Genomic DNA, 26,059 nt, shown 5'->3' with positions numbered 1-26,059 from the left:
AATGGCAAGAGCGCTAATCGGTGAGGCGGACGTGTAGTCGTCCTCGATGTGCCACATGTTTCCTGTGCCAGGATTGATCGGTTCGCCGCACTTTGGCTGTGGGGCACCGCCGCCGCAACTTGGGCCGTTGTCCGACGGCTTGCCAGGTGGGGCTTTAGGCTCGGGAACGGGTGTTTCTGTCACGCATTTGTCGACATCCGGATAGTATTTTTTCCCTACGGGGCATAGGCATGTGTCACTTCGCTTATCGATAACAAACTCCCCGCCGCCCGCTGGTGTCGGGCTGCAATAGGCAACTCCCGGACTACGTGCGTCGACCTGACCATTCGAGACGAGGTTGTATAAACAACGGATATTTGCTACCGGGCCTACAAGATTTGGTTCTTCCGACACCGCGTCTGGATCGACGCGCGGAGATGTAAACATTCCGGCAAAATAGTCGGCAAAAGCCACGCATGCAGCTTGTCGCGATGCAACGGGAGCATGCGTCGTGCCCACGACGTACATGTATTTGACTTGCGGCGCTGTGGCTTGCGCTGGAGATGTGAAAAACATCAAAAAAATGAAGAAGGTTGCAGATTTCGCGACCTTACCTAAAGTTGAAAGTGTTGCGATCAGGTGCTGCCCGCAGCCACCCGCTTCTTTCATCCCGAAAAATACGAACTTGCCCATACATCTCCTAAGGTCACGCACAAAAATCGTCTGATCCGTACATAGGGTGTCGGATGCGAGACAAATATTCAGTGCCTATCATGGCCAAAATATTAAAAATATCATTGTAACATTTATCCAACTTAAAAGAAAGAAATGTTGATAATTTTATATGATTTTTCCATTTCGCAGGTGGTCGCGCGCGCTGGCGACCTTGGACAGGCAGGCATCAAGGCGCCGAGCATTCCAACGGCCAGCCTGTGAGCAACACCGCCGCGCACCTCGGGCAGCGCCATCAGGACTCATCGTCCAGTCCGTCTGAGGCAACGTCCGCGATGTCGTTTATGTCGTGCCTGCTATCCGTGGGCAATTCCGCTTCGATGCTGCATGAATATCCGCCGTCTTTTGTCAGGCTATGTGTCACGCGCGTGATCACCCATTCATTGTCGACGCCCTCACGAAAACCCGAGGTGATCAGCTTGCCTTCGGCGCCGAAGGCTGGCCGACCTGGCAGGGTCAGCGATAAAACAGACTTTTGCCGATCGCGCTTCGCAAGTTCGGCCTGCGCCAGCGCTATCGCCATTTCCTTGGTCGGTTGGTACTGCTTCAGCCGGGTGACCGGCTCGCCGTTGCCCACCTTTACCTCGTGCCGCTTGCTCTGCTTCATCTTGTGATAATAGGCGATTACCGTGCCCGAACTATCCCGCGCCGTTTCCATGACGTGAAAAGATGTTATACCGCTTGCCGGGGTAACGTTGATGACCGTCAGCACCTGCCCGCCGACTGACTTCGACTCGCCGCGCTTGGCCAGGATCAGCCGGCCGTTCGCGGGCTTCACGATAACGTCGTACTTCTTTCCCAGGCGGACAAGCAGGTTCAGATCTGATTCGTCTTGCTGGGCCACGTAGGGCAGTGCAACCGACTTCAGCGAAGCGGACACGGCGCCTTCCATGCCATGTTCCTTTGCGATCTTCGTCACCATCGCGCCCAGAGTCGTGCCGGCAGCCCAGCTTCGGGTCTTCTGGCTTTGCAAGTTCGCCTTCCCTTTCGGCGTTTTGTCGAAAATCGCCCCGCGAGCGCGAACTGTCATTTCGCCTGGCCAGCCGCTGTACTCGATTTCATCGACACAAAACATACCCATGCGGGCATTCACACCGTCGTAGCCCAAGAACACTTCCAGCTCCGCACCCTTGGGCGGCTTCTGAATCGGGGCGGCGGGGTCGTAGTCGGAAAGCTTAATTTCCAGCATGTCGGACGTGATGCCGGTTTCGTCGGTCAACGACAACGACAGGAAGCGGCTTTCAATAACCGCGGTGATGTCGGTCGAATTCGCAAGTACCTGATAGGTCGGCTTCAAGTCCATAGCGTTGGCCCATCCACAGCGACAGGCTTGAACAGTTCCGGCAGGTTGACGCGCACGTTCGGCGGCAGCGTGGGCCCGCGATCAGCCAGTCCAGGGTTCGCCTGCAGCACCTGCTCGACCGTCTGCTGGTCCTGGCGGCCGTAATATTTCCAGGTAATGTAATCGGCCGTGTCGCCGTATTTGGTGATGTAGATCGCCATCAAATTCGCCCGATGATTGATTGTGCCGTGGTGCGCACGGATACCGCAAAGACGTTCAACTGATTCATGCCGACCATGCTGTTGCGGACCGCCGCGATGGCTACGGGGTCGGCCTGGCCCGCGCCCAGGTCGACGCCGGCGCGCTGCAACACGCTCGATGCGGACCCTGCGGCCCGCGAGATGTTCCCGCCCACATTGACCAGGCCATTCATTGCGCTTCCGACGCCTGCGACCGATTTGACGCCAGCCAGAAGGCCACCAGCGTCGCTACCTGCGTTCTGTAGCGTCTTCGCTAAATTGACGCCGCTACGGACCGCCTGAAGCGTCCCAGACGCCTGATTGCCTAAGGCAGCAGCATAGCTGGTGACTGTTACCAGCGAATCGGCCAATGCGCCCAGCATGTTGCCGCCGCCGTTGCGTGCCGTGGTCGCCAGGTTCTTCGCACTGATGACCAGATCGGATGAGATCGGGAACCCCTGCGTGGTTGCTCCCAGCGCCGAAGCGATCAGGCCCAGCCCGCTGTCCTCCGGAGCCCGCTTTAGCTTGATGCTGAAATCCTGCTTCCGTGCCACGCCGCGCGCGGCAAAGATTGACCCCGTTTCGTCTATGCTTTCAATCACCCATTGCCCAAGCATGTTGCCGCGACCGTCGATCAGCGCTTGCGGCTTTTGCAGCTCGGCCAGCGCCCGCATTGCGTCCAGCTGGCCGGTGCCCCCGAAGTGTTCAGGAAAGATGAGTCCGGTCAGCGTGAACGCGTCTTCACCAGGACCAGTTGGTTGCAGCGTGTTCAGCTTCCCGAAGCGCGCCTGCGCGGCCCAGGTGTAAGCAGTGCTGCGCTGGAACTCCTGGTAAGCGGCCGTCTGAAGGCCGAACGAATACGGTCCCAGCTTCATCATAATTTCGCTCATTGCGTGCCGTCCCTCATGCTGCTGCGCGACTTGACAGCATGCTCGCGCTGCTGCAGCTTGGTAATTTCATCCGCGAGCGCCCGCGCGTCCTGGCCCGGCTGCTGCGTGATGTTGAATGTGTTCGTCGTGCTGCTGCTTGCGCCAGCAGCGGCGCCGATGCCGCGCACTGGCGGCAGTACAGGCACGGTGCCAGCCATCGTAGGCGTCGGACCTGTGAACAGCGATTTCGCCGCGTTCCAGCCACCGCTTACCAAGGTGCCCGCGTTCGCCCCCAGTTGCATCGTCTTGTCGATCACGCCGCCGATGTTGTCGCCGATCCACTTGATAGATTTGAGCACCATGTTGATCGGTGTCAGCATGAAGTTGAACGCGGCGGCCACCACTTCGCCGCAGACCTTGCCCGCGTTTCCGAAGTCAGTCGTGGTTTGGGATGCAGCCCCGACTGGCGTCAACAGGTCGCCGAACCAGCCAGCCAGCGACTTGACCCAGCCGCCCATGGTTTCAAGCACCGGCATGACGACAGGCTTCAGCACGGCCCAGACTGGAGCGAACGCGGCGCTGATAGCCTCCCCAACTGGCGCCAGGCCGGCCATAAGCGCAGTGCCGAAGCCGCTGAAAAACGCCTTCAGCGGTTCCCAATATTTCCAGATCAGCAGTCCGGCGGCGGCGATGCCCACGGCAACCCCGGCGATTACTGCCATTGGCGCGACGGAAATCATGAACGCGAGAGCCAGCGGGCGCAGCACGGCCAGCAAGCCGGGGATGATGCGGCCCACGCTGGCCAGGCCACGCCCCAGCAGGCCGATTGCGCTCGTCGCGCCACCGCCGACAAGGGCGCGGGTCATCATCATCTGCGCGCCTGCGTAGATGCCCATCGCCCCAGCTGCGGCGACCAGCAACGGGCCAACAACGGCCAGGCCGACGCCCAGAGCTGTCACGCCGATAACCAGCGTACTGGTCAGCTTCGGATTGCGTTCGCTGAACTTGCTGAACTTTTCCAGCGCGTTCGAAGCCATCACAAGCGCCTTCGTGTACAACGGCAGAATCTGACCGCCCAGGCGCAGCTTTACATCGGCCAGATCAGCGTGCGCCTTGATTTCCATGCCTGACGCGTTCTTTTGCGCTTCGCCGAAGATTTGATTTACGTCGTACGCGCCGCGGTTCTTCTTCTCGTCCTTGTCGATCAGGCCGCGCTGCAGAACCATCGTCGCTAGCAGGTCGGCGCCCTTACGGTTCGACACAATGCTGGCGATTACATCGGCAATTTCCTTGTCTTCTGTGACGCCCTTTTTCGCCAGCGTGGGGATCAGGATTTGCTTGACCCATTCATACTGGGATTCGCGGAACAGGTCGCTGCCCAGCAGCGCGCCGGGATTCAACTGCGATGTCTGGCCCACCTTGTCGTGTTTCACCTTCGACCTGTCGCCGATCAGTCCGTACTTATCCAAGTTCATCGCGGCGCGCTTGGTCGTGCGGCCCTGGTACAGACTTGAATACGACGCTGACAGACCCGTACCCACCTTGTCGCCGCCTTGCATCTGCACCAGGGGTTCGAGCTGGTAATAGAAGGCGTCGTCACGTGTGAGTTTCGCCGCAATACCGCCAGTCGAAATAACGTTGCGCCATTCGCTTGCGCCAACGCGGCCACCAGTCGCGGAAACGACTTTCTGAATCAGGTTCGCCTGCGCTTCGAATTCTTCCTTGCTGTGCGCACCGCCGCGCAGTTCGACAACCTTCAGCATGTCCATGAAGGCAGCTTCGTTTTCCTTGCCCTTGGCGCCGTAAATCGCGGCATTACCAAATTTCATTTTTGCCAGCGTGGGAACAACGTTTTCCGTGTCGTGCATGGTCGTAAAGATCGACAGCGCGTCGCGGGTCAGCTCCAGGTTTTCCAGCTGACTGGTGCCGAACGTTTTAATCTGCTTGGCGTAGGTGAATGCCTCATGAGAAACGGCGTCACCCAGGCCCAGTGCCGTGATCCGCGACTTCTCGGTTTCGTAGTGCTTCGCCTCATTGACGCCAGGTACGACCGAACGAATGATCGCACCGCCAGCGACAGTGGCGCCGACGCCGGCCGCGCCGACTTTGACGGCCTTGCTGTTGATGCGATCTTGCCGCTCCTGCCCCTGCTGCAGCCGGTTCTGCGCAACGCGCAGGGCGTCAATTGTCTTGATGTTGTTCAGGTACTTCAGGCGCAGGCCGTCAACGCTCTTGCCCATGCTTTCAAACGTACGGATACCCGACTTCAGTTCGCTCTGCTTTCGGACCAGTTCACCGATGGACTTGCCGATCCCCTTCAGCATGGACGACGTCGACCCCAGCGCCGACTTCAGCCCTGGGGTCACGGTTCCGCCGATAGTGATTGTGGTATTTAGACGTTTATTTGCCATGCTCTTTTGCCAGTCGCTCCAGGTAGGCTGTGAACCGCGACGTTCGCATGCTCAGCATTTCCGCCTCTGCCCATCCGGTGTGAGATGCCAGCGCAAGCATCCCGTCAAGGCAGTAGTCCGCGCTTAGTCGATAAAAAGCTGGAACGCTTCCTGTACGCGGCGATAGTCACGCAGGCCCATGGCGCGCAAGTTCGAAGGGGCCAGGCCACACAGCTTTGCCATGAATTCGACCTCTCTGGCTGCGTCGCTGCCGGTAGTGAGGTCATGCACCAGCTGGTCATCAACAGTCGGCTCGCGCATGCGCAGCGCGCCCACGTTGGTGCCGTCGATGTTCAGCGGCTTGGTCAGCGTGATATCTGCGGCACTGCCGTCAGCATTCATTTTTACGTTCGAAGTGTTTGCCATGTCGTGCGCCTAATGAAATGATTGTAGAGACTGGCCGATCCACGCCGGCCAGAGGTTGTTACATGCCGAGTGCGGCGCGCTGGGCGGCCAGCATATCCACGCCATTGACGATGTGAATCATGTTGATGATGTCGATTTCATGCACCACGACGTCGCCGTGCTGCAGCTTGTAGTAGTTCAGGTTCATGGACAATTTCAACATCGGCTTTTCGCCAGCCTTTACGCTGCCCATATCGACTTCTAAAACCTTGCCGCGCATGACGTGTGTGACAGGCGTTGTGGTGCCGTCATACGATTCCAAGGATTCGCGCAGCGTGAACGGGACGAACTGTCCCTCGGCCACGCCCCAGTACGACAGCGCATCGCGACTGAACTGGATCATGGTGAAGTCGGCGTCCATTGCCTCTTGCCCCATGCTCAGCTTGACCGGGGCGTTCATGCCCCCGCCACGAAATTCCTCCGTCTTGAGGGTCAGCTTTGGCGGGGTGACTTCATCGACCTGGCCAGCAAAGCCTTTGCCATCGATGAACAGGTTAAAATTTTTCCGAACGTCGCGGGCGGCCATATTAGAAGATCTCCTTGATGTAGTCGTTCACCAGATGGCTGCGGAACGTAATGTGCTCAGCTGGGTACACTGGCGTGAAATCGAAGTCGAAATACACCTTGCCCTGCGCGATCTGCAACGGTGTATTCAGGTCCGGGTCGGCATAGCACTTGCCGCCCAGGATTGCGCCGATAGCGGTCAGGTGGCGCAGATACGCGTTCACGCCTTCGACCACCTCGGTCATGTAGTTTTTTGTAATGCCTCGATCCACGGCCCACAGGTGAGCGCGCAGCAGGCTGTCGTTGATAATGTCGGCGGTGCGCACGACGCACAGGAATGCCCACTTCGGATCACTCGACAGCGTGCGATTGCCCCACAGGCGGTATCCGTCTTCACGGATGATGGTTGCGACCTTCTTTTCGTTCAGCATGTTGGCGCGGCTGTTTGCGTCGCCCAGCGTGAAATCAATTGCTCGCTCGGTGCCCTGAATGCCGTTGAACAGTTGATTCGATGGCGACCACCAAAAGCCCAGGTCGTTGTCGATGCGGGCCTGGATGCCTACTGCGCCAGCGCTCGAATACTGCGTGACCAGCACGCCGTCTTCGGTCTTCAGAACTTTCGGGTCGATGACATAGATGCGCTTGCTGCCAAAGTCGCCAGCGTAGGCGATGGCCGCGGCGTCGTTCGTGCTTGGACCGTCCGCAAAGATGGTTGCCTTCAGGCGGTCAGCAATGCCCACTAGTTCGGCTACCACAGCATTGCCCGCGCTGCCCAGGCCAGGAGCGAACGTCGCGCCAGTGCCTGCGCCTGCGCCGGTCAAGGCGAACGTTGGGGCTACGGTGTAGCCGCTGCCGCTGTTGGTGATCGCGCGCTTTGTGACGACGCCGCCCAGAATCGTGGCCGTTGCTGTCGCGCCGCTACCGCCAGTGCCGCCCGTTATGGTTAGAGGGTATGTGCCGTCCGTGTAACCGCTGCCGGCCATGCCGGTCAGGGTGACAACGCCGCCTGTTACGCGCTGGTGGGTGAAGCCAGGAGCGCACAGCAGGCGCGGCTGATACCCAAGTGTGGATTGTGCGGCACGGAAGGCGTGCACGCCCTTGTACTGGCCAGTAATCGCATCGACGCCGCCAAGAATGTTCGCCAGGGTTGCAATATCGGTGACCTCCTTTGCCACTCGCACAACGATCACGACAGCGCCGCACTGATCGAAAATCGAGTCCATCGCCGACGGCAAAGTGCCCAGGCCCAGGCCGGTCATGTCCAGTTTCGCAGCTTCGATGCGCGAACCGGCGACCAGTACAGGAGTGTTCAGCGGGAACGCAACAGGGTCAGCGTCCGGTGCGGTGCCGACGATGCCGATAACGCTCGACTTCACGGTGGAAATTGGACGTGCGCCGCCGTCAATGTCGATTACTTCGACGCCATGCAGAAATTGTTCAACGGCCATAGTTATGTCCTAAAATATTTGGAATTCGCAGTCTGTATTTTGCCGAGCAACTGGGCCGGGTTCCTCCGGTGGGTTTTCCAAAAAAAATAACCGCCCGGGCTGCGGCGGTCGAATGATGTTTGACGGCGCTCAGATATATTCTTCGATGACGACGAGCCCCGCAGCACCATTGCCCCCTGCTGCCGTGCCGCCCGCTTGGTTGAGTGCAACTCCGCTGCCACCGGTGCCGAAATTCACAGCGTTGACCCCGGCGCTGTTGCCGGGTGCGCCAGATGGTCCCGGCCCCAGCGGGGACGATCCACCAGAACCGCCCAGCATGCCGCCCGTGGACGCGGAACTGGCCAGCGTCGCTGCCCCTGCCGTGCCGACAACGGAAAGCAGGTTCGCCCCGGTCGGCACGCTCGACGCCGCGCTGTTGCCGTTGACCGCTGGCGGAACCTGGTTGTTCAGCAGGCCTCCCCCCGGCCCACCTGGCGCAATCAACAGTGCGCCTATTGATGACGACCCGCCGATGGCCCCCGCCGTATTGGAAGCTGCAACACCGCCAGCGCCCACGGTGACAATCTTCGATGCGCCGATGTCCGCAACATTTAACAGGTTGACCCCGTACGCGCCAGCAGACCCTGGGGCGCCCACGCTTACATTGCCCGCAGCTGCGCCCCCGGCCCCACCCGCAGCGCCGCCGCCGCCTTGAACTTGCGCCTTGATGAATATCATGCCGACAGCAGGCGTGTACGTGCCCGCCCCGGTAGGCGTGAATGCCGCCCCGTTAATCGATACCTGCTGAACACCGGCATTCAAGCGGTAGACCAGAATTCGGTTCAACCTCCCGGCGACCTTGACGTACTCGGTTGTTGCCAGCTTCTTCGAACTGTCATCGGGCGTCGGCGTGGTCTTCGCGGTCACTACGCCCGCCGCTGTCGCGGTCAATGCCAGCGACAGTAATGTGCTTTGATCTTGCTTCATAAATCAATACTCCACGACGACGACGCCCGCGCCGCCGGATGCGTATCCGCTGCCGCTAACGCTGCGCAGCCCGAAGCCGCCGCCACCGCCGCCAAAGCCGCCGAGCCCTGGCCCGCACAGCGTGCCCGCACCGCTGCCGCCACCGCCGCCGCCGTCGCCACCGCTGCCGCCTGGGCCGCCCACCCTCCCACCGCCACCGCCGCCGCTACCGCCTGGGGCGCCTGACGCCGCCCCGCCGCCGCCCATGAAGCCGTCGAACGGGAAACGGATAACGGCATACGAACCCACCCCGCCGCCGTAAGCATCCGGTCCTGGCAATGCCTTGGAATTGCCGAACGCGCTAGCGCCGCCCAGGCCGTAGCTGCCAGCGCCGCCCATCAAATTGACCGACATAACCGCGCCGCACACGCCGCCGCCGCCCGTGATGAAAGTTCCGAACTGCGAAACACTGCCGCCCTCTCCCAGCTGCGAGCCAGCGCCGCCGCCGCCGCCGCCCCACTGATTCCGGCCGGCCCCGCCTTGTCCGCCGCTTGCGCGGAAGTCACCGCCAGTGCCGCCAGTGCCGCCAGTGCCACCCAGGCCGCCAGCATTCACCGTAGAAGAACCGACGTTGCCGACTTTGCCGCCCTGCCCGCCCAAGGCAGTCAGCATCGTGCCAAACGTCGACGCAGTACCCGCCCCGCCAGTGCCCGCCCCGCCTGTTCCGTCAACGGTCGTTACAGTAGACAGCCCGCCAACACCTACCGTTACCGCAAAGCTTGCCAGTGGTGCCACGCTGAATACGCCAATGGCAAATTCGCCGCCGCCGCCGCCGCTAGGCCCGCCGCTTAATACGCCCGCGCCATCTAGATTGTTGCCGCCACCGCCGCCGCCCGCCACCAGTCGCACACGGAGTTTCGACACGCCAGCGGGGACGACAAAAGTGCCGCTCTGCTCAAAAACCTTGTATGACCCCTGCCCGAAAATGCCCAAGAAGCCATTCGGGCGCGTCAAGTTCGACGCATTATCTTTCGTATGTGACAGGATGTTGTCATCTGCGTGGATGCCCATGTTTTACGCTCCTTCAAGCAATGCGTGTGCGCGGGCCGACACTGTTGCAGTATCGCTGCGCACAAAGATTTTTTCACCTTCAGTCAGAAGACAGCCGGTCTTTTCGTATTCGCAATTCGGCAGCAGAATGCGGTCGTATGCGATCCAGTCGGCATCTGCCGCTGCAATCCCCGTGCCGAATGCCAGCCGAATCCTGACTGGCACGGAACCGCGATTAACGAGCGAGACGTTAGCAACAGCGGTTTCATTCGCCGGAACGGCTGAACCTAACTGCTGCTCAACACCCGCGACTAAATTAGCCTTCCCAAAGATCATGGATGCCATTAGATTTGCCCTATGTAGTAGCCAATAAACTTGATCCGTTTCGGGATCTTCAGTGGTTCGTTCGGTTCGTTTTGCACGAACAGAACTTCAGCCCCCAGCGGGAGCGCAATAGACAGCTTCAGGCTGACGCCTGTAAGCACTTGGAATTCGTGCTGGCGCGATCCCTCGACGTACACCGCCACGCCGTCAGTGGTGCAGACGTTCAACGTGAACGTATCCTGCCCCGCCGCCGCAACCTGGCGTTCCTTAATGACATCGACCAGGATATTTGCGTCAGTCTGGTCAGCCCATTCCGTGTTTCCGTCCGCGTTATTGATCTTGCGCAGCACCTGGTGCGTTGTCCCGCCAGGGATGATGTACGCCCGCGTGATTGTCGAGATAACCCACTGGCGGGTCGCGCCCACATACTGCGTATCGACCACCAGCGTGATCGAACTTGCGTTATGCACCTTCATAGCCGCGTCAATAATCATGTCGCGGGTGCTGCCGTCCGCTGCAACTGGTTTCCAGGTCGCGGGGAAATTTCCCACAGCGAACAGCGCCCCATCCTGATCGAACACGCCGACCTCATGGATTGCGAAACCGCCGACGTTCGACGGAATGAGCATTTCCGCGTGCATGATTGTCAGGTCGTTGGTGTCGACGCGCAGCGAATTGATCATCGTGCGGTATACCTCCCGCACAAGCGCGGTCTGCATAGGGTCCGGGGTTGTTGGATTCCCGCTTCCGTCGCCGACAGCCATTTGCGTTAGGTTCACGGTAGCGCCGCCAGCGGACACCGCGGCGAGCTTCGCCAAACCCAGCGCTGTTATCTTAATTACGAAAGTGGTCATCATGCCTCTGCGGAAATTGAAACTATTTCACCTGTCAGTGCAGCGCCGCCGCCGAATATGTCACCACTGATCCCGGCATTGACATGCAGCGCCGCCAGATGGCTGCGCACGTTCTTGGTACTCTGAATCACGTCCAGGATCGTCTGGTACGATGCCGGCGTAGGGATGCCGTAGCCTGTAACGTCCAGCGAAATGCTGAACGTGTACGGCGCTCCGGTTGGCACTGCGTTGAACCACTCGGTCAGGCCGACTGGAAAGCCCAGCGCTTTCAGGGCTGTGCGGACTGCGCACGGCGTGCCTTTTTTGCGGTGCACCTGGATACTGGCCTTGATCGCACCGCGCTTCTGATCGGTGGACCAACCGGTATCCCATTTGTCTACGCTGAACTGCCATGCCAACCAGGGCAGCAAGTGCGCCGCGCATGCGTCCGGGTTCCATGACTCGCGTACGGCCAGCGGAACATCGGTCAGCCGCGCTACGGCCAGCGACATGGATTGCTCGACCTTCGACGCGTTGCATGGCAGCAGGTGGTCAGGCATCGATGCCGCCCAAAGTCAGGGTGATGCCGATGCAATACGCTGCTTGGTTCCACGCGGTGACGATGCTGGCCACCGGCGCCGCCAGGGCTACGCGCTGCACGCCTGGCTGGTGCAGGGCCGCGTACACGCCCGACAGGGTTACGTCGCGGCCCAGGCGATGCGATGCGTTCGCGTACGCCTGCATAGCGGCCCGCGCCGTTTCGATGACCACTGTTGCGTCGGGGCCGTCGAACAGAACCAGTGAAGCTGTCACGCTGTAGTTGATGATATTGCCAGCGACAACGTGTACGTTGTCCGTCAGCGGGCGCACGTCGTCGGCGCTCAGTGTCGCATTGACGGCGGCCAACAGTTCAACCGATGGTGTGCCGTTGCTCTCGCGGGACAGCACCGCAACAGAGACGACGCCCGGTGTCGGGCTGTCAACAGCCACGTCCAGCACGTCGGCATCGGCGCCCAAGGCGTGAAAAACATACGCGCCTTCCGGCCCCGCAGTGCTGAACCCCTCAAATGACAGTTGCACGCGCCGGCGCAGACTGTCGTCGTCCTCGTACACGGCCAGTGTCGGGGGTGTGGACTTAAGGTCTTCAGCCACCAGCAGAAGCCGTTCCACATCGTAGCGGGCGGCGATCTGGTCCAGGTCGGTTTTCTCGGCGTAGGCCAGGGTGATTGCCTTCACGGCTTCGTTGACACGCTGACGCAACAGCACTTCGCGGTACGCGCACACTTCCATGATCTTGAATGCCGGATCGGATTCGACCAGTGCGCTAAACAGCGGATCGCGGGCCTGCAAATCGGCCAGCATTGCCGTCAAAATCGTTTCATAATCCAATGATTCGACAGCATCAGGAAAGGGAAGCTGTGAAAGATCGACAGCGGTAAAAGCACCTGCCATTATTTAATCTCGATTCCGTCAAGCTTGATTACTCGGCCTTCCGGCAGATACTCGCCGATCAGGTCAATTTCGATGTGGCCAGGCACGGCGTTGACAATGACCGCCTTGTGCAGCTTGAACCGCGGCTCGTTCAAGCGCAGCGCTTCCGCCGCAGCAGCGTACATATCCAGGATGGTTTCGCTGTTGATAGGCGCGTCGACCAGGCGCGGAAGCCGGCTGCCATAGTCGCGGCGCATCACACGCGTGCCGATTGGTGTCGTGAGAATGTCGCATATTGACTGGCGCAAATGCGTTATGCCGCCAAGCCGCTTACCTGTGAGTGCGTTTATTCCGTCCATGCTGCCATTGTCGGCGGCACGGACGGAACGGTCCTCCGGTGGGTTTTCCGTACTTAAACCGGCTTCGTGGTCAGTTGCAAGTCGCCTTGCTCGCGGTGCTTGTGAAGGGCCAAGCTGATTGCGCTCATTGCAATGACATCTGCGTCAATAGAAACGATATCGCCAGAAATGTGAGCGCCCTCTCTGCCGGTCAGCCCCCTCCCGAAATCAATGCTTCCGACAACTTTTAGATCGCCTGTCAGCGTCGTAATAGGCGTGTCAACAGTCGTGCTAATCGAGGCGTTCACGATGGCGATTTTCGTGTTCACAGTCACGTCATCGTCGGTGTTGATGGTCGTGTGCTTGCAATTGACGATGACGTTGCCGCCACCATTGACCGTGATGGTCAGCGTGTTGCTCGCGCTGTTGTAGTCGGCGGTGCTGCCATCCGGAAAAATAACATGTTCCTGGTGCATGCTTGCTACTGGTGCCGGGTAGTCGTCCTGGTAGACGGACTGGCCTGCGAACGCCTGGCCAGTGTCGCCGTATGGCGCGAACACCACCAGTTGTTCGCCGATGCGCGGCGCCGACCAGGTTCGGGTCGCTCCCGCTCTGCCGGTATTAAACGGCATCCAATCCGTGACCAGGCCGTTCACCCGCATTTTTACGCGGGCGTTTGCTTCGTCCAGTGCCGCGACGACGCCAACGCGGATCATGTTCGACATGAGACGTTCGATTTCTGCGCTCATGATCAGGCCGTTGCGTTCAGCGCTGCGGTAAGCACAGGGGCCATGATCACTTCCTGCGCGTACTCGTTTTCGTGGAAGCCGTCCTGGGTAATCAGCAGCGTATGGGTGCCCGAACCCGCAGTCGTTGAATTTAGGGCTGGCCCGCCCAGCGTGGCGGAAAGCGTAATATTGTCCACGTCGATGACGGATGCGACGAACAGCCGTGCTCCAACGGGCACGCCAGCAGGGAGAGATCCTGTCGAAGAAAGCTCAACAGGCGTGTTGACTGCCAGGCCATGCGCTACTCGCGTAACAACTGCCGGGGAGGCGTTCGTGATCGTAATGACGCCCTTGCTGGTGCCAAGCTTACCGGTCGCTCCTGCCCAGCGCTCAGGGGCTCCACCGTCACCCATGCCAGGGAACTGCAGTACCTTTGAATCAGGCAAGCCTGCCAGAAAAGCATTAAATTCTAACCGGTACGCGTCTTGCAGCGCCGTGGTGTTATTGAAAGGAAGTAGCGGCATCCAGAAGAGATTTCTGACACCTTTCGCACGGCAGAAATCCATCATTTCAAACGCCCGCGCACGATTAGTTTCGAACTTGCGATCGATGTTCGCGTACGCGTCGTTGACCGAACCAGGGGTGCAGACGACATCTGTCGGCACAATGCCGGCGTTCATGATTTCCTTGGCGCGCTGCCAATATTCCGCAGCCGATTTGCTGCTGCAGCCCTGGTTGATGTAATTGATCGGGCGCTGCGGCGTCGACGCATCAGCGCAACCACGCCATCCCCAGTTGTTATACACGCCCGATGTCAGGCCATCGCCCTGCGATGTCGAATCGCCGATGATCATCACTGACCTTGCCTTCACACGGTAGCGGAAAACCGGGAATACTTCGATGCTGCTGTTGTTGAACCCTCCGACCGCGGCGGGATTCGATACGCCCAGCCCAGCATAGAAAAACTGCAAAATCCGGTTGCGAGCAGCGGCAATGGCGGTTCGCAACTGGGCAATCCCAGCGCCGGCAAGGAACGCGAAATTGCCACCAGTGGCGCCGTCATGCTGGGTGCGGAACATCCACAGCGGGCGCGTGCCACCATCTGTGCGATTCTTCAGGCTCGATAGCGGAATCCAGTCCGATACCACGATCCCGACGCCCGTCGCGCCAGATGGTACGTTCCAGGACGTAGCGCCGTTGACGGTCACAGGTCGCCAACCAAGGATCGAACCGGCCGGGGCTAGATTGCCATACGCCACGCCGTCAACGCCACCATTCGATGCGCCGATGTGCGGCTGCGAAATCTTGGCGTTTGTGTCGCTTGCGGCCGTTTCAGTGACCCCAACAAGGGCCGAACAGCCTACAAGCTCGTTCCCCGCGCGGTTGATCCAAACCAGGCGGATAGCGTCAAACGGCGCTTCAGCTTCACCTTTTTGGCCGAAGCCTGCGTTCGCGTCAGCCGACAAACCAGCGCTCTGGTTGAAGGTGACATTGTTGAGCGAGCCTCCGAACGGTTTGAATATGCCTTCGGTCGTGCTCAGCCCCAGGCCGGGGATTGAAATCACTTCAGCGTGCGTTCCGTCGCCCATGTCCTTGTAGCGTTTGAATGTAGCGCCATCGCCAATTGGAATAACTTTGTCTGCCATCAATTAACCCCGAAAAAATACTTCTGCATGTGTTCCGTCGCCCATGTCGCGCATGCGAACTTTCGTCGCGCTGTCGCCGACTGAAACGACTTTGTCGCCTGCTGCGCTGGCGGTGCTGGTGGCAGTCGAAAGCACTTCGGCGTGCGTTCCACCGCCCAGGTCTTTCAGCTTCAGCGCCGTGACACCGTCGCCATGTGGATAGTTCTTGTCTTTCACGCTGCCTCCGGTGCGATTTGAATGTAGTCGTCTTCATGACCGAACCCGACTTCAGGCGCGAAGCCCAGCATGATCGTGGTCGGCGTGACGCCTTCCCCGCTCCAAACACTTTCGCCTAAATGGATGATTTGCCGCCACTCGACGCACCAGACCTCGTATTGATCCAGCGCTGGTTTGAAGTCGTCCTTGTAGGCGTGAATTTGCTCGGCTTCGCTAGTCAGGCCACCCGGCCAACGCTTCTTATGCAGGAATGCGGCAAACGCACCGGCCAGCAGGCGCAGGGACATCTTCGCTTCGGGCGTGCGGAAGCCGATAATCAGTTCCGCCTCAAAGCGCGCCATAACCGCCAGCTGGCCGGTGCCTGGGTCAACGGACGGCTCGCCTTCGAACTCGCACAGGTCCAGGATGCACGCGGGCACAGGCAATTCCTCGCGATCCTCGCGGTAGAACTCCACCGTTGCCAGCGAGGGGAACCGCTCAGCAATGGCGGCGGTGATCGTGGCGTGCAGGCCCGCCAGATCGACTTCGGTATTGATGTTCATGCGCCGCCCAGTTTGTAGTTCACGCGTGCCCGCAGGTCGCGTTCGAAGTGCTTCCAGAACACCTGTTCCGTCAGCACGAAGATTTCGTCCTCGATCACGATCTGCGCCTTGTCGCCGATTGGCTTCAACTGCTCCACGATGTGCAGCCGGGCTGCGCCGTTGCGTTTAAACACCGTGCGCCTACCCTTGAATTTGCTTTTCGCAACGAACGCGCTGGGGAACGCTGTCCCCTTGTGCGTCGCGCCGGTCGATGACTGTTTAGGCGCGCCCTGGAACCAGCTGACAGGCATGTCATTCAGGCCGAACCACAGGCTGAATCCGTCGCCGCTGACCCCGCGTATACGCAGGGCCTTCATACGCTTGCGCAGCATCGAAATGGTCCGCAGTTGCAGGTCTGTCTTAAGTCGTCGCGATGCCAGCGTGCGCAGCGTAGTAGCTGTGCGCGAGAGGGCACGGGACAGAGCGAACTTGACCTGCTTTTCGGTGGCTGACAGGTCCGTGACCAGCTGCTGCAGGCCGTGTGCGTCAATTTCGAAGTACAACATCAGGGCTGTACCGACAGCATCAACACAGCCATGCCTGTGCCGTCCGCTTTGGGGGCGTTCATGACCGCGTAAGCCGCTCCGTTGACGACGCACACAGCTTTTCGCCTGATGCCCGCCATGGCCGTTTCTATGGCCGTGACGGTAATCGTCGCGCTATCCATGTCGTAGCCGCCAGCCTGCGCGGCCAGAAACGGGGCATCGAAAATGCCGCTGAACGACCAGACGCTACCGTCCTGGGTGACGACGACCGGAACTGCGAAGTCGTCTTCGTCAACGAACTCGGTCAAGTCGTCCCAGGGCAGCATCTTAGCCGTTCGCTTTCTTGCCGAGGACGGTCAGACCGAAGGTGACTGCGGGGGAGGCGCCGCCCAGGGTATTGACGACCTTGACGAATCTTTTCAGGCCGTCGACGCTGCGCAACAGGTCTTGCGCCGATGCGCCGCCTGCCGTCGTGATCTGGGCGAACGCGATGCCGGTGTCGGTGTACGTGCCGCCAGCAGTATCGCTGTGCTGCAGCTTAACGTCGCTGGTCTGGGCGGCGCCTTCCAAAGCGGACGAATTGAGCAGGAAACGGCAAGCACCGGTCATATCGGAGAGATCCACGGCAGCGCCGATATCGGTTGCGGTGACGCGCTTGGATGCGGCCAAGACCAGGGCGGCCAGGGAAACAAGAGGTTTCATAGTAAGGTGTCTTTCAAGGTAATTGTGAAATTACTTTTTTGCTTTGGTCGTCTTCACCGGAGCCAGCACACCGGGTGCGATGGCATCGTTATGCGCTGGCTCGGTCACTTCGCCGGGTTCCTCGGCGCCACCCACGGCGGACTCATCTTCCAGCACGTCAACGGTCGGCTCGTCGTGTTCGGTTGCAACAACGGCCTTCCCGCGGCGCAGCAGATCGAGCGCGGCAGCTTTCGGCAGCGTGATGATTTCGCCAGCGCGGATGAGCTGGCCTTGAATGCCAATGGCGGATGTCAATTTGACGGTATCGGTCTTGTTCATGGTTTCGATTCCTTGATCGTTTCGAAAAAGGGCGGCACTGCCGCCCTTTCCTTGGTACTTGTCCGCGTCAGCAGTTAGTTGACGGCAGCCGAACCCCAGCAGATCGATTCCTTGCGGCGCAGTCCGGTGTCCACGTCCTGGAATGCGACGATGCGAACCCCGCCCTTCTTCGACAGGCTGAACGGATCGACCGTCAGGTCCAGGCCGCCCCACAGTGCGATGATCGCGTCTGCGAATTGACCGTGGAACACGTCATCGGCAACGAGTTGGTTGGTGATTTCAGTGCGGTAGCCGTTGACGGTGCCGCCCTGCTCCCAGATGGTGTTCGCGCCATTGACTCCAGGGAAGCGCAGCGTGGTTTTCGCGTGACCACGGAAACGGCTGTTGCCGACATACGCCATGCTGCCGATATCGGCGTTGTCGGCGGCAATTTCGGTTTCCATCTGCACCAGCTCGGCAAAAGTAGGCTTGCCGACAATGGCGAAGTCCACAGCGTTGATGCCGCTCTGGTTCTTCAGGCCCAGGGGCTGGTATTCGCCGCCAGTGCCATACCAGAAAGCCTTATCGATGGCCTGGCCCAGCGAGTTAATCAGGTCGCTGCGCACCATCGCTTCGACGCCCATGCTCGACTGCTGCATCAGGCGGCGGGTGATTTCGGTGTAGGCGCCGAGGGTCTTCGGGCTGAACGAAATTTGACCCAGGCTGAAGCCGGTTTCGCTCGCGTCCTGATCTTCACCGAGCCAGTAAGCCTGACCGTCTGCGGTTTTTTTTGGAATATCGACGTTGCCCACCAGGCCCGCGATCACAGTTGCCAGTTGCATGCCGATGCAGCGATTGCGCAGCAGATCGATAAACGAACCGCGCATCACGTCGTTGTCGATCATCTGCGCGCCGACTTGGTTGCCAGGTGCACCGCCTGCATTCATGGCGCGGGACAGAACGTCAGGCGGAACCAGGATGCCTTGTGCGGTTCGGCCCAAGGTGCGTTCGGCAGCGACGCCGCATTCGATTTCGAAGGCAGCGGCTTTCTGTGCCTTGGCGTCGGTCGGGTTTGCCAGTGCGCGCACGACGTTCATAAACGAGTAGCGGCGCACCTCGGTGTCGGACAGGCCGACATCGGCATTCGCATTCTGTTCGGACAGCGGCTTGGCGGCGCGCTCATTGAACGCTTTCAGCAGCGCGTCCTGCATGTCGGTAACGGTCTTGCCGTCGCGGACCATCTGGCCGGCCAGCTCGCGCACGCTTGGGATGCTGCCGGCGTACTGATCCGCCATTGCGAGGATTGCGGCACTGCGGGTGCGCTCCGAGTCGGTGCCGCGCTGGGCTGCTGCGCGCTCGCCGCTACCAGCGGCAGAAACGATTTCAATCGCGCCAACGTCCTCGCCTGCATCGTTGATGGCAACGCGGCACTGGTTGCCCTGTGCGTCTGTGAAAGTGCGGTATTTCATAGTTTGCTTGTCCTTAGTAATTTGCCGCGTTGCTGCGGGGTCATTTTTGATGATGTTTAGATTTTCCACCTGTTCCAGCGTTGCTTCCTCCGGTGGATTTTCCAAACTGCGGCCCACGCCCATGTCGTCGTCGGCGGCCGCGCTGACCAAGCTGACTTCATACGGTTGCCACGCGGTGATGCGGTACACGTCCATGCCGTCGCGCTCTTCCACCAAGCGCATGCCGGTGACGTAGTAGCCCACGGATACCTTCGTCGTAATGCCATCGATCACATCCTGAAACAGCTTTTCACCTTCCCCGCTGCGGCTGAAACGGACGGTGCACCGCGCGATGCGGTCGCCATCAACGCGTGCGGTGTTGTCCACAACGACACCGCGCTGGTCGTGCAGGTTGTGCATCCAGCACAACGGCGCATTGTTGTTCATGCGGGACAGATCGATTTCCCCCGCGTCATGGCCCAGCACTTCGATGCCGAACCAGCGCTCCACCTTTTCGGTTTCGCTGCTGAACCCGAGTTCGACGGTGCGCTCTTCCACGTTGATGACGCCGACAGTGGCCGCGCGGAAAAGTGCCCCACGCTTCTGAATTTCGCGCAGGTGCTGCTGTAATTTTTTACTCATCGCTCACTTTCGGTTTCGTTTTTGCTTCTGCAACTGCCTGCTTCGGCTGCATGCCCATACCCAGCTTTACAAGTTCAGTTGCCTCTTCCTTCGTGAAGCCTTCGGCCACATACGCATCGACCATTGCGCGCTGGTCGCGGGCGCTTTCCATCCATACCGTTTGCGGATCGCGGCCCGACTCGCGGATAATCTGACCAGGCGATGCCAGGAAATTGTTTTTCGAATTCACGGCGGCGTCAACGTCAGCGCGTGGGTCGATCCACTGCCATCGGCGCGGTTGCCAGCTGATTTCGCTGAACATGTCCAGATCACGCATAGGGATGGCGCGGCGCTTCGTATTGGTGATCTTCCCCGCAAGAATCGAGTACTGGAACCAGGCCGCAAACACCGGTTGCACCAGCATTTCAATCAGCCATTCCTGGAGCTCTTTCCAGTGCTCGCGGCTGTCCAGCGTGCCCTGGCGGATGCTGCTGAAGTTCACGCCTTCGAGGTCGCCCGCCAGTTCGTTGTAGGGCACGCCCAGACCGCTGGCGATCGAGCGCAGCATGTGTTTCATCATCGGGCCAAGATCGCCGGCAGGGGACTGCGGAGACCACTGCGCCAGCGTCGCGCCTTCCGGCAAAATTCCCATGGTCCCAGGCTCGATATCGATTTCAGGCGGGTTTTCTTCGTCGTAATCGGGCCCGGTGCCTGGCGCGAACTGCATAAAACCCATCTTGGACGCGCCGATGCGGGCTTTGATAATTGCGGCGTCTTCGTAGCCGTTCAGGTTTCGCAAGCGGAACAGCGCGGTGGCCATCGACGGCAGACCCCGTTTCTGCCCCACCATGTCCTTGCGGTATCCGTGCACCATCTGGGCGGCGGGGATGACCACATAGTGCCGTCCGCCAGCGCTGTATTCGGCTTCTTCCTGGGTGGTCGTGGTCAGGTGATAGGCAACAGGCCGCCCATACTTCGTGTATTCGATGCCACCGCGCACAAAGTTCGTGCCGCCGACGGGCAGCCGCTGCATGTCGTGGTCGACAGGGCAGCGCACGGTATCGAGCACCTGTAGCGCGAAGCCCCAGGGGCCGGCATCCGGACCATAAACCAGGCGGATCATAAATTCACCATCCGTCGCCCACGAAGCGACGCTGCTGGTCTGGATCGAGCGCCAGGATTCCTGTCCAGTCACGTCGCAGTTGTCGCGGTGTCCCCAGCGCCCGAATGACGACTCGATGGCGTTGTTCATTTCCTTGTCCAGCTTACCTTTTGGCCCTTTCACCTGGGCTTGCAGCATCACGCCGTTGGGGCCGACGATGTTCTGGCGGCACATGCGCACATACGCCTTTGCGTGGTCGTTATTGGCGGCCTGCTCACGGGAGCGCGCCAGCAGCGTGCGCTGCCAACGCTGCACCACCACGTCGGCCGACATCGGAGCGGTGTCCCACTTCATCGTCAGACGATCCGATTCGCCCGCCTTGAACATGCGCTTGACGGTGCTAGCCAGCTTGCGCAGCTGGCCGCGTGACTGGCGCGCGGCAGGAACGGCGGCTAGCGAAGTCGACTCCTTTTTGCTCCCGAGAAAATTGATATTGAACACTTATGCCAGCCTCATGCGGATTGTTTGACCAAAGCAATTCGACCCGCGTGCGCTTGCCTCTTCGGCGCGCACCAGTGCGATGTAGGTCGCCCGCAGCAGCAGCAAGTCCTTCAGCGGCGTGCGCCACAGTTCGCGGTTGTTGATCGTGTATTTCTGCTGATCCTGCGTGGCGCGCTTCTCGATCACGGCATTAATGTTGTCCAGCACGATGCAGGCGTGCGTGCGCATGTCGCCGCCAGCGGGCAGTGCCGCAACATCGGCCAGCACGTTCACAGTGCCGTTCTCGACCTCGCGCACGATCCCGCTACGTGTTGCGCGTAGCGTGTAGCGGTACAGCCCAGGCAGATACGCTGCCGTGGCCGAGGCGGCGGCGTCCAGGCGGTGCCCGGTGCTTTCAGGGACCGACACCAAGTCGATGCTGGCGGGCCCGCGCAGTGCGAGCGACAGCGACCACTCAGGGGCCAAGTAGTTTTCCAGGCTGGCCAGCGCTGAAAACGTCAGCCCAGCGCTGATTTCCGGAGGAATAATTCGGGCCACGTCGTCCTTACCAGGTAGTTGCGAAATTGCGCCGCTTTGGCCCTTTCCTCTGGGTCGCATTGCGCACCGTCGCATTCTGGATGACTGTCGGCTTTGGTTCCTCCGGTGGGTTTTCCGGCCGGGCCGCTTTGATTTTCTCGGCCATTTCCCCGCCATTATTCGCCAGTTTTTCGGCGACTTCCTCCGGTTCTTCAGACGTCATGGTCGGTTTTCCGGGGAGAATTACGTCAATTTTGACCCCATATCGCTCGGCAAGACGTTTAAACGCAGGATTGATGACCTTCAGCGCGGCCAGGGCGTAGACGCGGCAATCCAGTGCCTCGTTTCGGGCCTTGTCGGGCTTGTGCCACTCGCGGACTGGCTGGCCCTTGATGTAGCGCGTAACCATCTTTTCGGCGGTCAGCTGCTTGTAATATTCGGCTTCGCGGTCGACGGGGAAGTGGCAATACCCTGGCCCCGGCGTGGCCACCGCAAGGCGGCGCATGACGACCAGCTTTGCTTCGTCCACGCCGACCAGGAACAGGTTCACCTTGCGCGCCGTCTTGCCCGACTGCTTACGCTGGGGCGACTCGACAATGCCTCGGCCCCAGCCGGCGACACCCTTGCCTGCGAACACCTTGCGGCTGGTCCGGGCTCGCACATACTCGTAAGCGCGCTGCGTGTACCCGCCAGTTCCCCCTGTATCCAGGATGGTTGCACTGATCGGCAGCGCGGCGCCGCTGGCGTGCTCGTAGGTGGTAGCCAGCAATTCGTCCAGATCGTCCCAGACTTCCTGCGCGAGCGTGTCGCCCCACAGGATGTAATACCCCACAGACCACGACTGTTCACCGACGCCCCAGGCGACGACCTCACATTCAAGGCGATCCTGCTGCGCATCCACGCCCGCCGTAAGCACCAAACCGCCAGCGGGCACTTCGTGGCTGTACTCGACGGCCCGCGCCTGCAGGCTGTTCGGGTCGGCTTTCTCGCCAGTTTCTTCGTAGGCGTCGCCCAGGGAGACGTTCACGAACGACTGCATGTCGCCCAGTGCGATCTTGTCCAGGTACGACTGTACGATGTCGCGCAGGCGCCGGAATGTGGACAGCATTTCCGGAGCATGAAACGACGCGTGACCACGAAACGGCTTGCTGGCCTTCCAGCCATGGCCGTTGCGTTCAGCATTACGCACGGCGGCGATGCGCTGGCCGTCGTCCCACAAAGTGCCGCAATCGTCTGCTTCGCACAGGTACAGGGCCGTTTCTGGCAAGTGATTCTTGTTGATGTCCTCTTCGAAGTCCTTGACGCCCACCGATCCGCGGCCCTCCCATCGAACCTGTTCCCAGCGAAAGTACTGCGGATGCGCGCAGTGCGGACAGGGCACGTAATACCGGCGCTGGTCGCCTTCGGTGTACGACGTGTCGATGCGCGATGCCCCCAAGATAGTGGGCGTGCTCGATTCCGTTCGGATAGCCTGGTCGCCGAACGTCGCCGCGCGCTGGGCCAACAGTTCGATGGGATCGCCTTCGCAAGTGGCCTGCATGCCGTCGATTTCGTCGGCCTGCGTGATTGGTGCCGAACGGCTGCGCAGCGTCTTGGGCGACCCGGCCCAGCCGAACATCAGCCAACCGCCGATATAGGAAATGATCCGGCTGTTGTTGACGCCTTCGCGCCCGCGCTGCTTCGCCATCTTGCTGGAAATGATGGGGTTCGCGTCGAGCATCGGGCGCAGCTTTGTTTCCAGGAAGGTTTGCACGTCGCCCTGGGTCGGCTGCACGAAAATCTGGCTGCGCGGGTCGTGCGCGATGAAATACCCTGTGATGCACTGCTGCACGGTCGTCTTGCCCAGCTGCGCGCCAGTCTTGTAGGAAATGCGACGGATGCCTGGTTCTTTGATAACGTCGAGCATGCCGCGCTGGTATGGCGCATTGTCGAACGAAATCGGCCCAGGGATGGCATTGCCCACCGGGATTTTGACGTGCTCCTGCGCCCAGTCGGACGGCAGCATGTCGGGTGGCGGGACCATATTCGAGCTGGCGCGCCGGAGCGCGGCGGCTACCGCATCAGGGTTGCTAAAAGTCGCCGTCGTCATTCGTCCACGTCGTCTTCTTCGGCAAGTGTCAGCGGCGCTTCGGCGGCCGCTTTTAGGGCCAGGGTCAGTTCGGCCTTCAGCTTCTGCTTGAAAATGGTTTCGTCGGTTTCACCCAGCAACTGGATGACCACGCGCTGCGGGACATTCATCACGTTGGTGCGGATTTCGGCGAACACGGCGGCCTGGGCACGCTCAAAGTCGCGGATCGTGGCAACCTCGCCTTTCGATTTTGCCGACGCCAGTTCTTGCTGTTCCATCTTGGCGATGGCCGTGCGCTTCTCGATCTCTGCCAGATCGGTGGGTGTGTCGGCGCCGGCAGCGGCGACCTTACGATCTGTGTGCCACTTTATGACGGCGGCCAAGTCGAACACCCAAGGGACCCCAGGCCCGCCGCGTGTCTCGATTGGCATCCCCTCCTTGCGCCAGGCGTCTATTGTGGGAAGCGACATTCCGAGGTATTCGGCCAGTTCCGCACGGTTGCATTTCACGCCCATTTCTTGTTGCTCTCAATCATCATAAAGTTACGGTTTTTGGGGCACCTAGATATCGAATGACGCGGGACTATGCCCCCGCAGGGATAGGGGGCTTCCGGGAGTACCTTTCATAGGGGTTGGTGGGTATGGGCACCGTCCTGCGATACCTTTCGCGCAATCGAATAAACCGCACCCTCATGGCGGGCGATGGCATTCCCCTCCCGGATGCCTATAGGACAGGCAGCATCTTGGCGCGTGCCATCCTCATTGCACAGGCCGCACCTGGTGCACACATAAAGCATCATGGCTTGCCCCTACTATCCAGCCATACCAACAGCCTGCAAATCAGGCTCTTGTGCTTGCGTGACGCAGGTAGCGTTCCGCACATGTCGCACACAAAGCGGATAGGTGGCGGCGCAGGCGGCGCTGGTGCTGTCTTGCGCATCATGTCTTGCTCCACCGCGCATACAGCACCGACAGGCCCACGATGATGAATGGCAGCAGCAGGATCATTGCCAGGGCCATCACGGTTGCAGCATGCGATCAGCACGCACTACGGCCTGGCATGCCCGCAACTGGTCCGCTACTTGGTCGGCTTCACTGGCGAATCGAATAAGAAAACTTGCATCCTCGCTGCGAAGTTCGATTGACGCAGTTGCATCACTGCTGCCGGTGCTGGTGGTAGGCGCGGGGCCATTACTACCGGGGGCGCGCTGACAACGGGTGAACTTGCTGCGCAGGCCGGTAACGCCGCTGCGAAGATCAGCAATAGTGCGGTTTGAAATGGCTTCACGGTTTGCGATGTCCTCTTGATGTCGTTGATCGATTGCGGCCATTTCATCGGCCCGTGCGCGCTCCGATTGGCGTACCTGTGCTTCCAGGTCGGCGCGGCGTGTTGCGTGCGCTTCGTTTTGCATAGCTACCTGCTGGGTGATGGTCGCCAGCTTCGCGGTGTAGTCCAGATTCGCCACACGATGGCCGAACGAGAACGAGATAACAAAAGCCGCCCCTGTCAGGCCGATAGCTACGCCGTATGTGTAGATGCTCATTGCGCTGCCAGACATTGCGCATGAACGCGCTGACGATCAGTCCACAGGCCAGCACAGCGTTTGTTACCCGGCGTCGAACAGTCATAGCCAGCCGCGTACTTGTAGGCCAGGATCGCATTGCACGCCCCAGTATAGTCTTGTGAGTTCAGGCGCTTGACCAGAGTGGACGGGCCGATGATGCGGCCTTGCTTGTCGCGCTGGTAGCAAAAATTCGTCGGGCCGACGTTGTACGCCAGGTCAACATAGGCGTCGTATTCGCCCTGGCTGACTGGCACGGTTACACACTTCTTGATCGCGCCTTCGTACTTCTGCACGTCGGCCATCGCTCGCTGTAGCGCCTTGACTGGATTGGTGCGGTCACCCATCTTGACGCCCTCGGTCGTGCCAAATCCATGGGTCGGAACATCGCCCTTGGTCGGGATAACGGCGTTGTCCGTGTATCCCTCGCGGCTAGCAATGCCGACAAAAGCCATAGCGCTGATGACTACTGCTGCAATATTAAAGCGGGCCTTATTCATCGTCGGCCTTCCGCTTCTTCTGCGTGCGACGGTCAGCGATCCAGCCGCGACGAATGGCAACTGGTTTCAGTTTCTTCCACAGCCATTCACACAGGGCCGCAAGAGAAAGCAGGAAGGCAAGGAAGCTGGCCGCTTCCGCCCATGAGGTGATGCCGATTGCGGCCCATACCGTGCCGATCTTGGCGACTTGTGCCGCTGCTTCGTTGCCTGTAGTCATGTATTTGTGAGCGCCTAGATGTGTACAAGCGCATTGTCTGA

31 protein-coding genes are annotated in these 26,059 nt (G+C 60.1%); all 31 read right to left on the bottom strand.

The annotated features are described in order from the left end of the window. Positions 1 to 672: hypothetical protein (locus PO883_RS15135; protein ID WP_289310509.1), on the bottom strand; the 672-nt coding region annotated here is incomplete at its 3' end. A gap of 274 nt (positions 673 to 946) precedes the next feature. Beyond that, positions 947 to 2,008 carry a phage late control D family protein gene (locus tag PO883_RS15130; protein WP_289310508.1) on the bottom strand — a complete coding sequence of 354 codons (1,062 nt, stop codon included), beginning with the start codon at positions 2,006 to 2,008 and terminating at the stop codon, positions 947 to 949. Next, positions 2,005 to 2,214 carry a tail protein X gene (locus tag PO883_RS15125; RefSeq protein WP_289310507.1) on the bottom strand — a complete coding sequence of 70 codons (210 nt, stop codon included), beginning with the start codon at positions 2,212 to 2,214 and terminating at the stop codon, positions 2,005 to 2,007. Before PO883_RS15125 ends, PO883_RS15130 begins: the two co-directional genes overlap by 4 nt. Further along, positions 2,214 to 3,122, bottom strand: a complete 909-nt coding sequence (locus tag PO883_RS15120; protein WP_289310506.1) for a phage tail protein — start codon at positions 3,120 to 3,122, stop codon at positions 2,214 to 2,216. Before PO883_RS15120 ends, PO883_RS15125 begins: the two co-directional genes overlap by 1 nt. Beyond that, a complete protein-coding gene (locus PO883_RS15115) occupies positions 3,119 to 5,512 on the bottom strand; it encodes a phage tail protein (protein ID WP_289310505.1) in 2,394 nt (797 codons plus the stop codon). The genes PO883_RS15120 and PO883_RS15115 overlap by 4 nt, the downstream gene beginning before the upstream one ends. A 123-nt stretch (positions 5,513 to 5,635) precedes the next feature. Then, positions 5,636 to 5,917 carry a phage tail assembly protein gene (locus PO883_RS15110; protein ID WP_289310504.1) on the bottom strand — a complete coding sequence of 94 codons (282 nt, stop codon included), beginning with the start codon at positions 5,915 to 5,917 and terminating at the stop codon, positions 5,636 to 5,638. 58 nt (positions 5,918 to 5,975) lie between these two features. After that, positions 5,976 to 6,482, bottom strand: coding sequence for a phage major tail tube protein (locus PO883_RS15105; protein WP_289310503.1), 507 nt, complete (start codon positions 6,480 to 6,482; stop codon positions 5,976 to 5,978). A gap of 1 nt (position 6,483) precedes the next feature. Further along, positions 6,484 to 7,908, bottom strand: a complete 1,425-nt coding sequence (locus PO883_RS15100) for a phage tail sheath C-terminal domain-containing protein (RefSeq protein WP_289310502.1) — start codon at positions 7,906 to 7,908, stop codon at positions 6,484 to 6,486. A gap of 129 nt (positions 7,909 to 8,037) precedes the next feature. Then, a complete protein-coding gene (locus PO883_RS15095; protein WP_289310501.1) occupies positions 8,038 to 8,874 on the bottom strand; it encodes a hypothetical protein in 837 nt (278 codons plus the stop codon). 3 nt (positions 8,875 to 8,877) lie between these two features. Further along, positions 8,878 to 9,924, bottom strand: a complete 1,047-nt coding sequence (locus PO883_RS15090; protein ID WP_289310500.1) for a hypothetical protein — start codon at positions 9,922 to 9,924, stop codon at positions 8,878 to 8,880. A gap of 3 nt (positions 9,925 to 9,927) precedes the next feature. Then, positions 9,928 to 10,248 carry a hypothetical protein gene (locus PO883_RS15085; protein ID WP_289310499.1) on the bottom strand — a complete coding sequence of 107 codons (321 nt, stop codon included), beginning with the start codon at positions 10,246 to 10,248 and terminating at the stop codon, positions 9,928 to 9,930. Continuing rightward, a complete protein-coding gene (locus tag PO883_RS15080; protein WP_289310498.1) occupies positions 10,248 to 11,084 on the bottom strand; it encodes a phage tail protein in 837 nt (278 codons plus the stop codon). The genes PO883_RS15085 and PO883_RS15080 overlap by 1 nt, the downstream gene beginning before the upstream one ends. Continuing rightward, complete coding sequence (locus PO883_RS15075; protein WP_289310497.1) at positions 11,081 to 11,620, bottom strand: phage tail protein I; 540 nt, start codon at positions 11,618 to 11,620, stop codon at positions 11,081 to 11,083. The genes PO883_RS15080 and PO883_RS15075 overlap by 4 nt, the downstream gene beginning before the upstream one ends. Then, the gene (locus PO883_RS15070) at positions 11,613 to 12,512 is read right to left on the bottom strand and encodes a baseplate J/gp47 family protein (protein WP_289310496.1); all 900 of its coding nucleotides are present in this window, start codon (positions 12,510 to 12,512) and stop codon (positions 11,613 to 11,615) included. The genes PO883_RS15075 and PO883_RS15070 overlap by 8 nt, the downstream gene beginning before the upstream one ends. Continuing rightward, positions 12,512 to 12,850 carry a GPW/gp25 family protein gene (locus PO883_RS15065; protein WP_289310495.1) on the bottom strand — a complete coding sequence of 113 codons (339 nt, stop codon included), beginning with the start codon at positions 12,848 to 12,850 and terminating at the stop codon, positions 12,512 to 12,514. The genes PO883_RS15070 and PO883_RS15065 overlap by 1 nt, the downstream gene beginning before the upstream one ends. A 53-nt stretch (positions 12,851 to 12,903) precedes the next feature. Then, positions 12,904 to 13,578 (bottom strand): phage baseplate assembly protein V, encoded by a 675-nt coding sequence (locus tag PO883_RS15060; RefSeq protein ID WP_289310494.1) that lies wholly within the window; start codon positions 13,576 to 13,578, stop codon positions 12,904 to 12,906. 2 nt (positions 13,579 to 13,580) lie between these two features. Next, positions 13,581 to 15,203 carry an SGNH/GDSL hydrolase family protein gene (locus PO883_RS15055; protein WP_289310493.1) on the bottom strand — a complete coding sequence of 541 codons (1,623 nt, stop codon included), beginning with the start codon at positions 15,201 to 15,203 and terminating at the stop codon, positions 13,581 to 13,583. Positions 15,204 to 15,206: 3 nt separating this feature from the next. Then, positions 15,207 to 15,419: a hypothetical protein gene (locus PO883_RS15050; protein WP_289310492.1), complete on the bottom strand. Its 213-nt coding sequence runs from the start codon at positions 15,417 to 15,419 to the stop codon at positions 15,207 to 15,209. Beyond that, positions 15,416 to 15,961 (bottom strand): hypothetical protein, encoded by a 546-nt coding sequence (locus PO883_RS15045; protein WP_289310491.1) that lies wholly within the window; start codon positions 15,959 to 15,961, stop codon positions 15,416 to 15,418. Before PO883_RS15045 ends, PO883_RS15050 begins: the two co-directional genes overlap by 4 nt. Further along, on the bottom strand, positions 15,958 to 16,506 hold the full coding sequence (locus PO883_RS15040; protein WP_289310490.1) for a hypothetical protein: 549 nt from the start codon (positions 16,504 to 16,506) through the stop codon (positions 15,958 to 15,960). The genes PO883_RS15045 and PO883_RS15040 overlap by 4 nt, the downstream gene beginning before the upstream one ends. Further along, the gene (locus PO883_RS15035) at positions 16,506 to 16,811 is read right to left on the bottom strand and encodes a hypothetical protein (protein WP_289310489.1); all 306 of its coding nucleotides are present in this window, start codon (positions 16,809 to 16,811) and stop codon (positions 16,506 to 16,508) included. The genes PO883_RS15040 and PO883_RS15035 overlap by 1 nt, the downstream gene beginning before the upstream one ends. A gap of 1 nt (position 16,812) precedes the next feature. Beyond that, a complete protein-coding gene (locus tag PO883_RS15030) occupies positions 16,813 to 17,187 on the bottom strand; it encodes a hypothetical protein (RefSeq protein ID WP_289310488.1) in 375 nt (124 codons plus the stop codon). 30 nt (positions 17,188 to 17,217) lie between these two features. Beyond that, a complete protein-coding gene (locus PO883_RS15025) occupies positions 17,218 to 17,505 on the bottom strand; it encodes a hypothetical protein (RefSeq protein WP_289310487.1) in 288 nt (95 codons plus the stop codon). A 74-nt stretch (positions 17,506 to 17,579) separates the two neighbouring features. Continuing rightward, positions 17,580 to 19,574, bottom strand: coding sequence for a phage major capsid protein (locus PO883_RS15020; RefSeq protein ID WP_289310486.1), 1,995 nt, complete (start codon positions 19,572 to 19,574; stop codon positions 17,580 to 17,582). Further along, on the bottom strand, positions 19,567 to 21,156 hold the full coding sequence (locus PO883_RS15015; RefSeq protein WP_289310485.1) for a phage portal protein: 1,590 nt from the start codon (positions 21,154 to 21,156) through the stop codon (positions 19,567 to 19,569). Before PO883_RS15015 ends, PO883_RS15020 begins: the two co-directional genes overlap by 8 nt. Further along, positions 21,157 to 21,693 carry a hypothetical protein gene (locus tag PO883_RS15010; protein ID WP_289310484.1) on the bottom strand — a complete coding sequence of 179 codons (537 nt, stop codon included), beginning with the start codon at positions 21,691 to 21,693 and terminating at the stop codon, positions 21,157 to 21,159. Between the two features lie 7 nt (positions 21,694 to 21,700). Then, positions 21,701 to 23,761 (bottom strand): phage terminase large subunit family protein, encoded by a 2,061-nt coding sequence (locus tag PO883_RS15005; RefSeq protein ID WP_289310483.1) that lies wholly within the window; start codon positions 23,759 to 23,761, stop codon positions 21,701 to 21,703. Further along, positions 23,758 to 24,249, bottom strand: a complete 492-nt coding sequence (locus tag PO883_RS15000) for a terminase small subunit (RefSeq protein WP_289310482.1) — start codon at positions 24,247 to 24,249, stop codon at positions 23,758 to 23,760. The genes PO883_RS15005 and PO883_RS15000 overlap by 4 nt, the downstream gene beginning before the upstream one ends. 509 nt (positions 24,250 to 24,758) lie before the next feature. Then, entirely contained in the window at positions 24,759 to 25,283 is a 525-nt protein-coding gene (locus PO883_RS14995; RefSeq protein ID WP_289310481.1) for a lysis system i-spanin subunit Rz, read from the bottom strand. Further along, positions 25,280 to 25,801, bottom strand: a complete 522-nt coding sequence (locus tag PO883_RS14990) for a lysozyme (RefSeq protein ID WP_289310480.1) — start codon at positions 25,799 to 25,801, stop codon at positions 25,280 to 25,282. The genes PO883_RS14995 and PO883_RS14990 overlap by 4 nt, the downstream gene beginning before the upstream one ends. After that, the gene (locus PO883_RS14985) at positions 25,794 to 26,018 is read right to left on the bottom strand and encodes a hypothetical protein (RefSeq protein ID WP_289310479.1); all 225 of its coding nucleotides are present in this window, start codon (positions 26,016 to 26,018) and stop codon (positions 25,794 to 25,796) included. The genes PO883_RS14990 and PO883_RS14985 overlap by 8 nt, the downstream gene beginning before the upstream one ends. Positions 26,019 to 26,059 lie beyond the last annotated feature (41 nt).

It is taken from the genome of Massilia sp. DJPM01 (assembly GCF_030348125.1).
GTDB lineage: Bacteria > Pseudomonadota > Gammaproteobacteria > Burkholderiales > Burkholderiaceae_D > Telluria_A > Telluria_A frigida.
This window is presented reverse-complemented; position numbering and strand designations above follow the sequence as displayed.

Excerpts from the sequence above, each read along its gene's own strand:
- PO883_RS15125 (WP_289310507.1), bottom strand. The coding sequence starts at position 2,214 with ATGGCGATCTACATCACCAAATACGGCGACACGGCCGATTACATTACC.
- PO883_RS15120 (WP_289310506.1), bottom strand. The coding sequence starts at position 3,122 with ATGAGCGAAATTATGATGAAGCTGGGACCGTATTCGTTCGGCCTTCAG.
- PO883_RS15115 (WP_289310505.1), bottom strand. The coding sequence starts at position 5,512 with ATGGCAAATAAACGTCTAAATACCACAATCACTATCGGCGGAACCGTG.
- PO883_RS15110 (WP_289310504.1), bottom strand. The coding sequence starts at position 5,917 with ATGGCAAACACTTCGAACGTAAAAATGAATGCTGACGGCAGTGCCGCA.
- PO883_RS15105 (WP_289310503.1), bottom strand. The coding sequence starts at position 6,482 with ATGGCCGCCCGCGACGTTCGGAAAAATTTTAACCTGTTCATCGATGGC.
- PO883_RS15100 (WP_289310502.1), bottom strand. The coding sequence starts at position 7,908 with ATGGCCGTTGAACAATTTCTGCATGGCGTCGAAGTAATCGACATTGAC.
- PO883_RS15095 (WP_289310501.1), bottom strand. The coding sequence starts at position 8,874 with ATGAAGCAAGATCAAAGCACATTACTGTCGCTGGCATTGACCGCGACA.
- PO883_RS15090 (WP_289310500.1), bottom strand. The coding sequence starts at position 9,924 with ATGGGCATCCACGCAGATGACAACATCCTGTCACATACGAAAGATAAT.
- PO883_RS15085 (WP_289310499.1), bottom strand. The coding sequence starts at position 10,248 with ATGGCATCCATGATCTTTGGGAAGGCTAATTTAGTCGCGGGTGTTGAG.
- PO883_RS15080 (WP_289310498.1), bottom strand. The coding sequence starts at position 11,084 with ATGATGACCACTTTCGTAATTAAGATAACAGCGCTGGGTTTGGCGAAG.
- PO883_RS15075 (WP_289310497.1), bottom strand. The coding sequence starts at position 11,620 with ATGCCTGACCACCTGCTGCCATGCAACGCGTCGAAGGTCGAGCAATCC.
- PO883_RS15070 (WP_289310496.1), bottom strand. The coding sequence starts at position 12,512 with ATGGCAGGTGCTTTTACCGCTGTCGATCTTTCACAGCTTCCCTTTCCT.
- PO883_RS15065 (WP_289310495.1), bottom strand. The coding sequence starts at position 12,850 with ATGGACGGAATAAACGCACTCACAGGTAAGCGGCTTGGCGGCATAACG.
- PO883_RS15060 (WP_289310494.1), bottom strand. The coding sequence starts at position 13,578 with ATGAGCGCAGAAATCGAACGTCTCATGTCGAACATGATCCGCGTTGGC.
- PO883_RS15055 (WP_289310493.1), bottom strand. The coding sequence starts at position 15,203 with ATGGCAGACAAAGTTATTCCAATTGGCGATGGCGCTACATTCAAACGC.
- PO883_RS15045 (WP_289310491.1), bottom strand. The coding sequence starts at position 15,961 with ATGAACATCAATACCGAAGTCGATCTGGCGGGCCTGCACGCCACGATC.
- PO883_RS15040 (WP_289310490.1), bottom strand. The coding sequence starts at position 16,506 with ATGTTGTACTTCGAAATTGACGCACACGGCCTGCAGCAGCTGGTCACG.
- PO883_RS15035 (WP_289310489.1), bottom strand. The coding sequence starts at position 16,811 with ATGCTGCCCTGGGACGACTTGACCGAGTTCGTTGACGAAGACGACTTC.
- PO883_RS15030 (WP_289310488.1), bottom strand. The coding sequence starts at position 17,187 with ATGAAACCTCTTGTTTCCCTGGCCGCCCTGGTCTTGGCCGCATCCAAG.
- PO883_RS15025 (WP_289310487.1), bottom strand. The coding sequence starts at position 17,505 with ATGAACAAGACCGATACCGTCAAATTGACATCCGCCATTGGCATTCAA.
- PO883_RS15020 (WP_289310486.1), bottom strand. The coding sequence starts at position 19,574 with ATGAGTAAAAAATTACAGCAGCACCTGCGCGAAATTCAGAAGCGTGGG.
- PO883_RS15005 (WP_289310483.1), bottom strand. The coding sequence starts at position 23,761 with ATGACGACGGCGACTTTTAGCAACCCTGATGCGGTAGCCGCCGCGCTC.
- PO883_RS14995 (WP_289310481.1), bottom strand. The coding sequence starts at position 25,283 with ATGAGCATCTACACATACGGCGTAGCTATCGGCCTGACAGGGGCGGCT.
- PO883_RS14990 (WP_289310480.1), bottom strand. The coding sequence starts at position 25,801 with ATGAATAAGGCCCGCTTTAATATTGCAGCAGTAGTCATCAGCGCTATG.
- PO883_RS14985 (WP_289310479.1), bottom strand. The coding sequence starts at position 26,018 with ATGACTACAGGCAACGAAGCAGCGGCACAAGTCGCCAAGATCGGCACG.